At 71.4% G+C, this 13,557-nt stretch carries 10 protein-coding genes; 4 read left to right on the top strand and 6 right to left on the bottom strand.

From position 1 onward, the window contains the following. Positions 1-73: 73 nt before the first annotated feature. Positions 74-1,573, top strand: a complete 1,500-nt coding sequence (locus E1269_RS17320; RefSeq protein WP_131896753.1) for an amidohydrolase family protein — start codon at positions 74-76, stop codon at positions 1,571-1,573. On the opposite strand, the gene E1269_RS17315 is transcribed toward E1269_RS17320, so the two are convergent. The 4 genes from E1269_RS17315 to E1269_RS17300 all read right to left on the bottom strand — a co-directional run bounded on the left by E1269_RS17315 (position 1,570) and on the right by E1269_RS17300 (position 6,005). Continuing rightward, the gene (locus tag E1269_RS17315) at positions 1,570-2,436 is read right to left on the bottom strand and encodes a fumarylacetoacetate hydrolase family protein (RefSeq protein WP_131896751.1); all 867 of its coding nucleotides are present in this window, start codon (positions 2,434-2,436) and stop codon (positions 1,570-1,572) included. The two genes, E1269_RS17320 and E1269_RS17315, sit on opposite strands and share 4 nt — an antisense overlap. Positions 2,437-2,481: 45 nt before the next feature. Beyond that, positions 2,482-4,152, bottom strand: a complete 1,671-nt coding sequence (locus tag E1269_RS17310; protein WP_131896749.1) for a bifunctional 3-(3-hydroxy-phenyl)propionate/3-hydroxycinnamic acid hydroxylase — start codon at positions 4,150-4,152, stop codon at positions 2,482-2,484. Positions 4,153-4,161: 9 nt separating this feature from the next. After that, positions 4,162-4,653, bottom strand: coding sequence for a VOC family protein (locus tag E1269_RS17305; protein ID WP_131896747.1), 492 nt, complete (start codon positions 4,651-4,653; stop codon positions 4,162-4,164). A gap of 80 nt (positions 4,654-4,733) precedes the next feature. Continuing rightward, positions 4,734-6,005, bottom strand: a complete 1,272-nt coding sequence (locus E1269_RS17300; RefSeq protein ID WP_162606466.1) for a serine hydrolase domain-containing protein — start codon at positions 6,003-6,005, stop codon at positions 4,734-4,736. Positions 6,006-6,418: 413 nt separating this feature from the next. Between E1269_RS17300 and E1269_RS17295 the strand changes: the two genes are divergently transcribed. Genes E1269_RS17295 through E1269_RS17285 form a run of 3 tightly spaced genes read left to right on the top strand, consistent with a single transcriptional unit; the run spans position 6,419 to position 10,462 of the window. After that, the gene (locus E1269_RS17295) at positions 6,419-7,720 is read left to right on the top strand and encodes an aspartate aminotransferase family protein (RefSeq protein ID WP_162606465.1); all 1,302 of its coding nucleotides are present in this window, start codon (positions 6,419-6,421) and stop codon (positions 7,718-7,720) included. Continuing rightward, positions 7,713-8,759, top strand: coding sequence for an NAD(P)H-dependent amine dehydrogenase family protein (locus tag E1269_RS17290; protein WP_131896741.1), 1,047 nt, complete (start codon positions 7,713-7,715; stop codon positions 8,757-8,759). Before E1269_RS17295 ends, E1269_RS17290 begins: the two co-directional genes overlap by 8 nt. Continuing rightward, positions 8,756-10,462, top strand: a complete 1,707-nt coding sequence (locus tag E1269_RS17285; RefSeq protein WP_131896739.1) for a thiamine pyrophosphate-requiring protein — start codon at positions 8,756-8,758, stop codon at positions 10,460-10,462. Before E1269_RS17290 ends, E1269_RS17285 begins: the two co-directional genes overlap by 4 nt. A 54-nt stretch (positions 10,463-10,516) precedes the next feature. Here the strand turns inward: E1269_RS17285 and E1269_RS17280 are convergent, their stop codons facing one another. Both E1269_RS17280 and E1269_RS17275 read right to left on the bottom strand, forming a co-directional pair. Beyond that, on the bottom strand, positions 10,517-12,571 hold the full coding sequence (locus tag E1269_RS17280; protein ID WP_203433798.1) for an ABC transporter ATP-binding protein: 2,055 nt from the start codon (positions 12,569-12,571) through the stop codon (positions 10,517-10,519). Between the two features lie 22 nt (positions 12,572-12,593). Further along, entirely contained in the window at positions 12,594-13,490 is an 897-nt protein-coding gene (locus E1269_RS17275; RefSeq protein ID WP_131896839.1) for an ABC transporter permease, read from the bottom strand. Positions 13,491-13,557: the final 67 nt, after the last annotated feature.

The following is a 13,557-nucleotide window of genomic DNA, read 5'->3' as shown; positions in this document are numbered from 1 at the left end:
TTGGCCGGCGCACGATGCGGCGGGTGGAGTCTGGTGGGATCGTGGAGTCTTCCGCCTGGAGGGGTCTGCTCCTATGACGTTCGATGTCGTGCTGGAGGGTGGTCGTGTGCTCGACCCCGAGACGGGGTTGGACGCGATCCGGGACGTCGGGGTGAGTGCTGGAACGGTGACGGTTGTCGCGGCCGGACCGCTGCCGCAGGCGCGGCTTCGCCTGGAGGTGAGCGGCTTTGTCGTCGCTCCTGGCTTCATCGACCTGCACAGTCACTCGCCCGGAATTCCGGAGCTTCGGCTCCAGGCTCTCGACGGCGTCACGACGGCCCTGGACCTGGAGGCCGGCGCCGGTCCGATCAGCCGGGCGTACGAGCGGGCCGCGGCCGAGGGGCGGCCGGTCAACTACGGGTTCTCCGCGTCATGGGCGGCGGCGCGTATGGAGGTGCTCGCCGGCATCCGCACCGAGGGCAAGCAGCACGCGATCCTCGACAACATCGGGCATCCGGAATGGCAACGTGCCGCCAGCCGGCAGGAGATCGACAGGATCGTCGCGACCGTCAGCGCGGACCTCGCCGGCGGCGCTTTGGGCATCGGCATCCTGCTCGGCTACGGGCCGGGAACCGGATCGGAGGAGTACCTGGCGATGGCACGGCTCGCGGCCGCTGCCGGATGTGTGACGTTCACCCATGCACGCTCGCTGGTGGAGGACCGCGGCGACGCCGGAGGCGGTCCGTCGATCGGCGTCGTCGACGGGGCGGAGGAGATCGTCATGGCGGCCGCGGAGACCGGCGCGCCCACGCACATGTGCCACGTGAACAGCGTGGCCAGTCGCCATGTCGACCGGGTGCTGGCGCTGGTCGACCGGGCGCGCTCGGAAGGGGCACGGGTCTCCACCGAGGCCTACCCGTACGGCTTCGCCATGACGGGGATCGGCGCGGCGTTCCTGGACCCGGACGCTCTGGCCCGCCGCGGCCGCACTCCGGACTCGCTGGTCCACCTGCGCAGCGGCGAGCGCGTCCGTGACGCCGAGCACCTGCGGCGGTTGCGGGCCAGCGACCCGGGCGGCCTGGTCGTCGACGAGCACCTGCGCGAGGACGATCCACGCGATCGCGGCTTCCTGCTTCGTGCGCTCTGCTTCCCCGACACGGTGATCGCCAGCGACGCCATGCCGCTGGTCTGGACCGCGCCGCCGCCGGACCCCATGCGATGGCCGCTCCCGCCGGGCGGGCTCACGCATCCGCGGACGGCCGGCACGTACGCGCGCAGCATTCGGATGCTCACCAGGGACGATGCCGACCTCGGGCTGGTCGAGGTGATGCGCAGGTGCAGCCTGCTGCCGGCCCTGTTGCTGGAGGAGATGGCTCCGGCGATGCGCCGCAAGGGCCGGGTTCAGGTGGGGTGCGACGCCGACCTGGCGGTGTTCGATCCCGAGACGATCACCGACCGCGCGAGCTATGCGAACAGCTCGCTGCCTTCGGTGGGGATGCGCCACGTCATGGTGGGCGGCACGCTGGTCGTCCGCGACGGCGACGTCGTCCCGGACGCGCTGCCGGGAGTCCCGGTGCGCGCGGTGCCTCGCTAGCGGGTTGTCGACGACGCGGGGGCCAGAGCCGGGCGTTCCTCCCGTACGCAACGGTTGTGCAGCTGGCCGATGCCTTCGATGGTCGTCACGAGCTCACTGCCCGGCCGAAGCCAGATCTCCGGTGACCGGCCGGCGCCGACGCCGCCCGGGGTCCCCGTCGCGATGAGGTCGCCCGGCTTGAGGGTGATGATGGTGCTCACGTACGACACGATCCGGGCCACCGAGAACAGTAGGTCCGCGGTGGTCGAGTGCTGCATCACGACGCCGTCGACCGTGCAGGTGATCGCGAGGCCGCTCGCTCCGGGCGGCAGCTCGTCCGGGGTGACCAGGACGGGGCCCACGGGCGTCGTCGCCTCGAACGTCTTGCCGGACAGGAACTCGCGGGTGCGGTGCTGCCAGTCGCGCACGGTGACGTCGTTGACGACGGTGTAACCGGCGACGACGTCGAGTGCGTGGTCGGGCGGGACATGACGGGCGGGAGCGCCGATGACGACACCCAGCTCGGCCTCCCAGTCGACGGCGTCGCTGACGGCGGGGAGCACGACCGGGTCGTGCGCGCCGATGAGGGCGCCGTCGTACTTCGCGAACAGCGTCGGATACTGGGGCGTCGGCCGGCCCATCTCGGCGATGTGGGAGGCGTAGTTGAGGCCGAGGCACACGATTTTGTTGGGGTGCGGGACGAGCGGCGCGTACTGGGGCTCCTCCTCGCCGGGCAGCGTCTCGCCGACGAGTGCGAGCTGCCTCCAGTTCGGGTCCGCGAGCAACCGGCCGAGGTCCGGCCAGGGCAGGACGCGCACGCGGTCGCGGTCGACGCGAGCTGCGCTCGTGCCGCCGTCGGGGAGCCGGATGGTGGCCAGTCGCATGCTGAACCTCTCTCGGATTCGACGGTGTGGGTGACGCGGGATCGATCAGTTGGTCCGGGTCGCTGCGGGACCGGGTGCCGGCGCGACGACGTCCTCCGGCGCCGGCGTGTACGGAGACAGGGCCGCCGGGAGCCCGCCGAGCCGGGACGGATGCACGACTGCGGCGACGATCCGGTCCGGCCGGACGAAGACCAGCCGGCCGCGAGCGTGGCCGAACGTCTTCTCGAGCTGACCGTCCAGGTCGGCGACCGCCGTGCGGCCGTTGCGCGACCACGACGCTCGGTCGTCCAGCCGCACGTCGACGCGGCGTCCGTCGAGCGGCCGGAGGTCGAGGTCGCTCAGCGCCGCCCAGAGCTCCGGTTCGAGGTCGATGCCCAGAACAGTCGGGCCGGGGCCGAGGACGTCGTCCAGCCTGGCCGGCGCATGGTCGTCGCCGGCGAGGACGGTGGGTTGCGGCAGTGGCCGACCGACGAGCCGCCCGCCGACGCCGCCGGCGCCACCGACGAGAAATCCCTGGCGGAGGTGGGCCGCCGGGCGGTAGCGCATCTGCTCCAGGAAGCGCCGGCCGGCGGGTAGCCGCATCGCCGACGCGACGAAAGCGTCGCGAGCCAGGGCCCGGGTGCGACTCGTGGTCATCACGATCGATCCGAGCCGGACGGACAGGTCGACGGTCGCCTGCGCGTGGGGCCGGCGCTCCTGCTCATAGGTGTCGAGCAGCGTCGGCCGGGCCCGGCCGGACAGCACGGCCGCGAGCTTCCAGGCCAGGTTCGTCGCGTCTCGCACGCCGGAGTTGAGGCCTTGACCGGCGAAGGGCGGCATCATGTGCGCGGCGTCGCCGAGCAGGAAGCAGCGGCCGTGGCTGAAGCGCTCGGCGAGCAGGGCATGAAATCCGTAGACCACGGATCGCTCGACGTCGTCCGGCCGCAGTGGCCGGTAGCGTCCGACGAGCCGCCGCACCAGGTCGAAGGGCGGGTCGGGTCCGGGATCGGCTTCGCCCGGGCGCAGCCAGAACTCGTAGCGGCAGCGGCCGTCGCGACCGGCCACGATGACATGCGGGCGGCGCCAGTCGCCCACGTGCATCGCGTACCGCTGGTCGTGCTGGTCGCCGAGGGCATCGACGACCAGCCACCGATCCGGAAAGGTCACGCCGGTCATCTGGATGCCGGCCAGGTCGCGGACGGTACTGCGGCCGCCGTCGCAGCCGAGTACGTACCTCGCCCGTACCCGGCGTTCCTGGCCATCGACGTCGGTGAGCACGGCGTCGACACCGGACGAGTCCTCGTCGAGATCGTGAAGCTCGGTTCCGAAGAGCACGGTGACGTGCGGGAACCTCGCGAGTCCGGCGGCGAGTACACGCTCCAGGTCCGGCTGGGCGAACGAGTTCTTGAACGAGTGGCCAAGACGGCGACCCGGCCCGCGCGCGTGGAACAGCGGCCGCCCTCGTGCGGAGAAGTACCGCGTGCCGGTCCCCGGTACGACGACGGAGTACACCTCGGCGTCCAAACCAGCCGCCTGCAGGGTGCGCAGCGACTCGTCGTCGAGGCTGATCGCCTTGGCCTCCTCACTGGTCGACGTGTTGCGCTCGACCAGCAAAGTGGTGATGCCGAACGTGCCGAGGAGGTTGGCCACGGTGAGCCCGGTCGGACCGCTGCCGACAACCAGGACCTCGGTGACCAGGGGACCGGCGCCGGGCACCGGCGTCGTCGTCGCGCGCATCGACGTCGGCTACTGGACCGGCTGGTACGCGGGCCCGCCGTCGTCGACGAGCGCGTCGGCCTCGCGCAGCACCGCGTCGAGCGGCTGGTCGAGGTTGAGCGTCTTGCGGAACGGCTGCCGCACGTCGCGCTCGATTCGGACGTAGACCTCGTTGCGGTTGCCCTCGGGGTCGAAGAAGTAGATGGCGATCGCGTTGCCGTGCGTGACCTCCTGCTGCACCTCGATGCCGGCGGCGGTGAATCGATGGTGGAACTCGATGATCGACTCCAGCGACTCCACCCGCCACGAGATCTGGTGCACCAGCTTCACGCCCGGCGGGGCTGTCCGCCCGCGCTGCAGCACGAACTCGTGGTGCTCGAGCTCGGGCTGCGCGGAGAGGAACACGATGCCGAGCTCCGGGTCCTCGTCGGTGACGGTCAGGCCGAGGAACTCCTCGTAGAACCTCCGCATGGTGTCGAGGTCGTTCACCCACAGGCCGGTGTGTCCGAGACCGTTGATCATTCAGCACTCCTCTCGCTGTGAGCCCGGCGAGGCGCGGGCTCGGGTCGGTTCAGGCGGTGGGTCAGCGATTCCGGGCCGGGTCACCGTGCCGGCAGGCGGTCGCCGGCGTACCTCATGACCATGGCGGCGGCGGGCGGGTCGAGATTCGACAGGCCGACGAGCACGTAGCCGGACTCGGGGTAGATCCGCAGCTCGCTGTTGATGCCGTTGTTGCCGCCGGTGTGTCCGAACCAGCGGGTGCCGTTCTCGGTGACGTCGACGAAGCCGTAGGCGTACGCGCCGCCCCTGGCGGTGACCTTCCCCGTCGTGACCAGCTCGGTGTGCTCGGCGTCGAGGAGACGGTTGTCGAGCAGTGCCGCGGCGAACCGTGCCATGTCGCCCGCGGTGGAGTAGGCCCCGCCGGCTGGCGAGCCTGGGTAGTCGTGCCGGTCGGTCACCGGCTGCCACGGCAGCGCCACGGAGGTCCTCGAGTAGGCGGTGGCGTGACCGGGGACGTTCCGCTCGGGCTCGAACGTCGTGTCCCGCATGCTGGCCGGTCCGAAGACGTGGTCGGCGATGTACTCGGCGTAGCCCTGACCGGACACCTGCTCGATGAGCAGGCCGAGGAGCACGAAGCCGTAGTTGCTGTAGACCCACCGGCTACCCGGCTCGAACTCGGGCCCCAGGTGGCCGAAGTGGCGCACGTAGGCGTCGACCGTGTCCAGCTCGTGCCAGATGCGGGGTAGCTCGGGGCCGAAGAAGTCACCGGCGCCACCGGTGTGCGTCAGCAGGTGGTGGACGGTGACGGCGCTCGCGAGGTCGCGGTTCGGATAATCGGGCACGTAGTCGTCGAGCGTCGCCTCGAGCTCGATCTCGCCCGCCTGCACGAGCTGGAGAACAGCCACGCCGGTGAACATCTTGCCCATCGACGCGATGCTGAACCTGGTGTCCATCGTGTTGCCGATACCGTGCTCGCGGTCGGCGAGGCCGTGCGCCTGGCCGAAGACGGGCAGTCCGCGCCGGTGGACGAGCATGACACCGGAGAACTGGTCGGCCGCGGTGGCGTCGGTCAGCCGCTGGCTCAGGTGCGAGAGGGCCGCCGCCTCCGTCTCGCGCTCTACGGCCGTTCCCGGTGGGCTCGGCAGGTCGTGGATGTCGAACCGGGTCACCTGCCACGGCTCCCGCGGTGTGACATCGACGGACACGCGGGCGTGGATGCCGCGCGCCCGGCTGCGCACGATACCGACGAACGTGGTGTCGGTGTCCTGCTCGGTGCTGTGCAGCGTGAAGCCGCCGGTCCGCCAGTAGGTGGTCTCCGGGATGATGTCGACGGCCGACGGCTGCACGCAGTGGTCGGCGAAGAAGGACGACACACGGGTGGCGTCGCCACTATTCACAGCCGTCAACCAGGCGTGGAATTGACGGGCAGAAGGCGTCACCGCTATCGCTCCCTCATCCGACCTCAGTGTGGCTGCTATTGCGGCCATTAGATCAGCCGCGGAGCGTGCCTGCTTCGTGCAATGAGGTGAGCGCGGATCTTCCGTTTCGTGTTCTCGCCCAACGCCCGGCCACCCGGGCTGACCGGTAGCGATGCATTGGCCAATTCCACCAAGGGCAATCGGTCGCTCCTGCCGTCCACACGACGCGATGAATGCCGTGAGCTGGTTTCGTCATTCCATCGCATTCTGTCCGATTCCTGCGCTCACGAAGAGGCAACCGAATGGAGATGACGGGGATGGTCGACGCACATGCCATCGGACGTTCCATCGATGAGGAGACGTCTAGGGTGCTGCCGGCCAGCGCGGAGCACTTTCGCCGATCGTCCGAGCTGATCCCTGGCGGCGCGAGCAGGGGGCGGTTCTGGTGGCCGGCGCCGATCTACGTCGAGCGTGCGCGGGGCGTGAGCCTCCACGACATCGACGGCCGCACGTACATCGACTGCCTGGTGGGCTTCGGGTCGATGATCCTCGGTCACGCGCACCCCGCGGTGACGGACGCGGTGGCGGCTCAGGTCGCCCTCGGGACGGTCTTCGGGGCGCCCTGCGTCCAGGAGGAGCACCTGGCCCGGCTGGTCGTGTCCAACGTCCCGGGTGCCGAGCGTGCCGTGTTCGTGGGCAGCGGAACCGAGGCGACGATGACGGCGCTGCGCATCGCCCGCGCGGCGACGGGCCGGGACGTTGTCGCCAAGTTCGAGGGCGGCTGGCACGGCGCGCAGGACTTCCTGCTGCACAGCTTCACAGAGACCGACGGCGAGCTGACGGCACCGCGTGCGGTGCCGTCGTCGGCGGGGCTGTCGCGCAGTTCTTCTCGGGACGTGGTGGTGCTGCCCTACAACCACGACGCCGCGCTGGTCCGGATCCGGGACGAGGCGCACCGGCTCGCCTGTGTCGTCGTCGAGCCCGTCCAGGGTGCGGCGGGCGGCCTGCCGACGGAGCGGGAGTTCCTCGAGCGGCTGCGCGCGGTCTGCGACGAGACCGGCGTGCTGCTCGTGTTCGACGAGGTGATCAGCGGCTTCCGCCTCGGCCCGGCAGGGGCAGGCGGCCTGTACGGAGTGACCGCCGACCTCGTCACCCTCGGGAAGATCATCGGTGGCGGCCTCAGCATCGGGGCGGTCGCGGGCCGGGCCGACCTGATGGGGCGGGTCGCCTCACGCGAGGGCCGTCCGGTCGCCGCGAGCGGGACCTTCGCGGCGAACCCCCTGTCAATGGCGGCGGGTGTCGCGCAGCTGTCGGTCCTGCTGGACGACCCGGACACGTATCCGCGGCTCGCCGTGCTCGGCCAGCGCATGCGCGACGGGCTGCGCCAGGTGCTGGCGGCCCACGGGATCCGCGGCTGGGTCACCGGGGTCGGTTCGCTGTGGGGCCTGCACTTCTCGGCCGAGTCGCCGCGCACGGTCCGCGACCTGGCCACCGCGTCCCCGTCGGTCGCGCGGGTGCTGGCCGCCTACCTGCTGCTGGAAGGGGTGGTCATGTCCGCCCCCGTGCACCTGGGCTTCCTCAGCACGGCACACACGGAGAAGGACGTGGACCTCGTCATCTCCGCGCACTCCAGCGCCCTGAAGCGGATGAAGGAGGAAGGACATGTCTGAGGGAGCACACCAGCCGCTGAGTGAAGGGATCCCGGTGCTCGGCTACGGTCTGGGTCCGATCGGCTTAGGTGTCGCGGCCCTGCTCGCCGGGCGCGACGGTGTCACGCTCGTCGGCGCGGTCGACATCGACCCGGACAAGATCGGCACCGATCTGGGGCTGCTGCACGGCGGCGGCAAGAACGGTGTGCGCGTGACGAGCGAGGTACCGGCGGCGCCGCCCGGCGGCGTCGCGGTCCACGCCACCGGGTCCGGGCTGGTCGACGTCGCACCGCAGCTGGAGGAACTGCTCGACCGTGGCTGGAACGTGGTGTCGACCTGTGAGCAGCTGGTCCACCCCTGGTCGGTCGACGCGCAGGTCGCGCTGCGCCTGGACGCGCTCGCGCACGACCGGGAGCGCAGTGTGCTCGGTTCGGGCATCAACCCCGGATACCTCATGGACACGCTGGTCCTGATGCTGACCGGAGCGTGCACGGCCGTGCGCGGCGTACACGTGACCCGCGTCGTCGACACGAACGCCCGGCGCATTCCGCTGCAGGTGAAGGCCGGCGTCGGCCTGACCCGTGAGGAGTTCGTACGACGTGCGCGGCACGGCCGCCTCGGCCATGTCGGCCTGCGGCAGTCCGCCCACGTCGTCGCGGACCGGCTCGGCTGGAGGCTCGACGGCTACGAGGAGCGGATCGAGCCGGTGGTCGCCGGCGAGCCCACCGCGACCGGTCTCGGCGTGATCGCGCCCGGTGACGTCATCGGCCAGCGGCAGCGGGTCGTGGCGACCTCCGGCGGCCGTGACGTGATCCAGTACGACCTGGAGATGAGCGCCGGCGCGGAGGCGACGGATGTCATCGAGATCGACGGTGAGCCTGCCGTTCACCAGCGGATCGTCGGCGGCGTGAACGGCGACGTCGGAACCGTCGCGGTGATCGGCAACCTCGTCCCGGTGGTAGCCGACGCCCGGCCCGGGCTGCTCACGATGGCCGACGTCGTGCGAATGGCCGCCGCGGTAGGTCTGATCGCCCCGCCCGAGGCCGTGGCGGCACGATGAAGACCGCGAACGTCGCGACGTGCGCGGAGGAGATCCTCCACCTACTGCACGAGCACGGTGTGGAGTACCTGTTCTTGAACCCGGGGACCGACTCCGCCCCGCTCCAGGAGGCGGTGGCCGCGCTCCAGGCCCGTGGCGTGGCGATCCCGCGGGTGGTGACCTGCTCGTTCGAGAGCGTCGCGCTGGCGGCGGCGCACGGATACTGGCAGTTGACGCGGCGTCCGCAGGCGGTGTTCGTCCATGTCGACGTGGGCACGCAGAACCTCGGCGCCATGGTGCACGACGTCCTCCGCGACGGCGCCGGCGTCGTGGTCCTGGCGGGCAAGACGCCGTACGGGACGGCTGCTGATGCGGTCGGAGGGCGCTCGAACGAGATCCACTGGCGGCAGGACGTCGCGGACCAGGCCGGAATCGTGCGTGGCTACGCCAAGTGGACCTCGGAGCTCACCCGGAGCGCGGACACGTCGGTGGTCGTGGGCCGGGCGCTGCAGGTGGCCGCCGGCGGACGGCCCGGAATGGCCTACCTGATGGTCTCGCGCGACGTTCTCATGGAGCCGGCAAGCCCGCTCTCGCGGCGGGCGACCCGGTTCGCCCGGCCGAGCCCGCCCGCCGTCGAGCCGGCCGCGTTGTCGCGGCTGGCGGAGCTGTTGGTGACGGCACAGCGGCCGGTGATCGTGACCAGTCGGCTCGGCCGGTCGCCCGCGGCGGCGCGGTCGCTCGCGGAGCTGGCCGCGGCGGCGAGCGTGCCGGTCGGCGGGCGGCCCGAGGCGGTCAACCTCGTCACCGCGCATCCGATGCGGGTCGCGCCGTCTGAGACCGACGCGCTCGTGGCCGAGGCGGATCTTGTGGTGTGCCTCGACTGCGACGTGCCGTGGATCCCCCGCGCCGTGACGCCGCCGCCGGACGCGACGGTGGCCCAGATCGAGCTCGACCCCGTGCACGCTGACATGCCGCTGTGGGCCTTCCCCGTCGACCTCGCGATCACCGCGGACCCCGCGGTCGCGGTGGCCCAGCTCGCGCGGGCGGTACGTGAGCGCGGCGGCGTGCCCGCAGACCTGAGCCGGGCGCGACGCGCCTGGATGGCGTCCGCGACCGGCCGGTCCGACGGTGTCACACCCGCGCCGCGGCCCGCACGGGGCGTTCCCGAGGCCGCCGACGTGGTGGCCGCGCTCGACCAGGTCCTGCGCCCGGCCGACGTGGTCGTGGAGGAGGCGGTGACCAACAGCGCGGCGGTGGCCGGCGGGCTGTCGCGCGCGGAGCCCGGCACCTTGTGCACGCCCGGCGGCCCCGGGTTGGGCTGGGCGCTCGGTGCGTCGGTCGGGGTCAAGCTGGCCCGTCCAGCGGACCGGGTGGTGGCCGTCGTCGGCGACGGTGCCTTCATGTTCGGGGTGCCGACCGCGGCGCTGTGCCTGGCCGCGGAGGCCGGCGCACCGTTCGTCACGATCGTGCTGAACAACGACGGTTACCGAGCCAGCCGGCTGCCGGTCACCGACCTTTACCCCGACGGCGCGGCCGCCGCGAGCGCGGAGGTACCGGGGACCCGCTTCCGCCGGCCACCGGACTTCGTAGCGCTGGCCGAGGCGTGCGGCGCGCACGGCGAGCGGGTGACTGACCGCTCACAGCTGGTGGCGGCCCTCACCCGGGCGCTGGACGCCACCGACGCCGGCCGGTGCGCGGTGGTGGACGTGGTTACCCCGCGCTGACCGGGCCGTACCGCTGACGACCGGGTGCCGAGGCCCATCGGCACCCGGTCGTCGTCACGTCGCCGGGGAAGCGGTCACGCCCGCGGGGCGAGCCAACGGGAAGTGACACGCCGCGACGTGACCGCCGGGCCCGAACGGGCGCGCGGGCGGCTCCACCTCGGCGCAGACGTCCTGCGCGAACTCGCAGCGGGTCCGGAACCGGCAGCCGGACGGCGGATCGATGGCGCTGGGCAGCTCACCTTTGATGCCGCTGCGCAGCTTCTGGCGTTCGATCACCGGATCGGCGACGGGCGCGGAGTCGACGAGTCCCTTCGTGTAGGGATGTGCCGGGTTGCGATAGACCTCCTCGGCCGGCCCGACCTCGACGATCTTGCCCAGGTACATGACACCGATGCGGTCGGACAGGTACCGAACGACCGCCAGGTCGTGCGAGATGAACAGGTAGGTCAGTCCGAGATCGTGCTGGAGGTCCCGCATGAGGTTGAGGATGTGCGCCTGGACGGACATGTCCATGGCACTGACCGGCTCGTCGGTGACCACGAGCTTCGGCATCAGTGTCAGTGCCCTGGCAAAGGACAGTAGCTGCCGCTGCCCGCCGGAGAACTCGTGCGGGTAGCGGTGCAGCGCGGCCGCGGGCAGTCCGACCTTGCCCAGCAGTTCCTCGATTCGGTGCCGCCGCTCGCGCAGATTGCCGACGCGCTGCACGGCCAGCGGCTCGCGCAGCGTGGCCGCGATGCGCATGCGGGGGTCCATCGACGTGGAGGAGTCCTGGAACATCAGCTGGATGTCGCGTCGCGCCCGCCGGTAGGCGGCGCCTTTGAGCGTGGTGAGCTCCTCGCCGTCCAGCTCGATCGATCCTCGCGTAGGCTTCTCGAGCCCGACGATGAGCCGCCCGATCGTGGTCTTGCCGCACCCGGACTCGCCGACCAGGCCGAACGTCTCACCCCGGTGCACGTCGAAGGTCACGTCGGCGACGGCGCTCACCGTGCCCTCGCGCCGGCGCAGCATGGCGCCGCTGGCCAGCGGATAGTCCTTGACCAGCCCAAGGACAGAGAGTAGCGGCACCGCGGCCGCCGCGTCGTCGGCCACCGTCGGGACCTGGGGAGCGCCGGCGGCCGGACGCGCCAACGGCTGCGGCGGGTCGCCGACCGGGTGGAAGCAGGCGTGGCGCCGACCGTCCAACGCGACGGCTAACGGCGGCTCCTCGACCGTGCATCGTTCCTCGGCGTAGCGGCAGCGCGGCGCGAACCGGCACCCGACCAGTGGCCGGGCCAGGCCCGGCGGCATGCCGGGGATCGTGTAGAGAGGTGTCCTGGTCGCGGCGGCCCGTTCGGGCAGTGCCTCGAACAGGGCTTCGGTGTAGGGGTGCCGCGGCGCCGCGAACAGCGCGTCGGTGTCACCGGACTCGGCGACCTTACCGGCGTACATCACGGCCACCCGGTCGGCGCGGCCGGCCACGACACCGAGGTCGTGGCTCACCAGCAGCACCGCCATGCCCAGCCGCTGGCGCAGGTCGTCGATCAGGTCGAGGATCTGGTGCTGGATGCTGACGTCAAGGGCGGTCGTGGGTTCGTCGGCGATCAGCACCTTGGGTTCGCGGCTCAGCGCCATGGCGATCATGACCCGCTGGCGAATCCCGCCGGAGCACTGGTGGGGATAGTCGTCGAAGCGTTGCCGCGCGTGCGGCAGCCCGACCAGCTCGAGCAGGTCGGTCGCCCGCTCGGCCGCCTCCGCCCGGGACAGGCCGCGGTGCAGGCGGGCCGCCCGTGCGATCTGCCGGCCGATCGACATCGTCGGGTTGAGGGACGTGAACGGGTCCTGGAAGATCATGCCGACGTCGTTGCCCCGGACGTGGCGCATCTCGGCGTCGGTGAGCGCGGTGAGCTCCTTGCCGGCGAGCCGGATGCTGCCGCCGGCGATCCGGCCGCGGGGCGGCAGCATGCGCATGACCGACAGTGCGGTCATCGTCTTGCCGCAGCCGGACTCGCCGACGATGCCGAGCATCTCGTTCGCGCGAAGATGGATCGAGACGCCGTCGACGGCGCGAACCACCGAGTCCCTGAGCCTCACCTCGACGCGCAGGTCTTCGATCCGCAGTACAGGCTCCACGGCTACGTCTCCTCTGATCGGACTACCGGCGAAGCAACCGAGTCTCGAAGGTGTCGCGCAGCGAATCGCCGACGAAGTTGAACGCCACGACGGTGAGCATGATCGCGATACCGGGCGGGTAGATGAGCCACCACGCACCGTTCTGCAGGTACGCCAGGCCGTTGGACAGCATGCCGCCCCAGTCGGTGTCCGGCGGCTGGATGCCGAGGCCGAGGAAGCCGAGGCCGGCGAGGACGAGGATGGAGTCGGCGACCTCGAAGGTGGCCTTCACCACAATGGTCCCGACGGCGTTGGGCACGATGTGCCGGACCACGCATCGGACCGGACCGCCCCCGATCATCTTCACCTGCTGCACGAACTCGCGGGTGCGCAGGGTCAAGGTCTCGCCGCGCACCAGCCGTGCGACGCCCAGCCACGAGAACGCCGCGATGATGAAGATCATGACGGTGGGGTCGGGATGGAAGATGGCCGACAGGAGGATGAGCACGAAGATGGGCGGGATCGACAAGACCGCGTCGACCACTCGCATCATGACGTCGTCGACGACCCCGCCGAGGTAGCCCGCGACGGCGCCGTACAACGTGCCGAAGATGACCGAGAGCAGCGCGGCGGCGAACCCGACCGCGAGCGACGCCTGACCGCCGACCATCAGTCGGCCCAACACGTCGTAGCCGGCGTCGGTGGTGCCGAGCGGGTGGTCGGCGCTGGGCGGGAGCATCGATTGGGCCAGGTCGGCGTGGACCTGGTCGGTGCGGTACACGAGCGGACCGAGGAACGAGAAGGCCACCAGCGCGGCGATGACCGCGAGGCCGACCAGCGCCATCGGATGGCGCAGGAAGCGCCTCCAGGTGCCCGACACCGGCTCCGGGCGCTGGCCGTTCGGCGGCCCGGTCAGCGTGGCGTCGACCTCCGACACCATTTCGGGTTTCGCGGCCTGGTCGCGTCCGCGGAGTGTCGGTCTCCGCCGGATCGTCATCTCGTCCCTC

The sequence above is a fragment of the Jiangella asiatica genome, from assembly GCF_004349065.1.
Classification (GTDB): Bacteria; Actinomycetota; Actinomycetes; order Jiangellales; family Jiangellaceae; genus Jiangella; species Jiangella asiatica.
The sequence above is the reverse complement of the archived record's forward strand: the minus strand, read 5'-3'. Positions and strand labels throughout refer to the sequence as shown.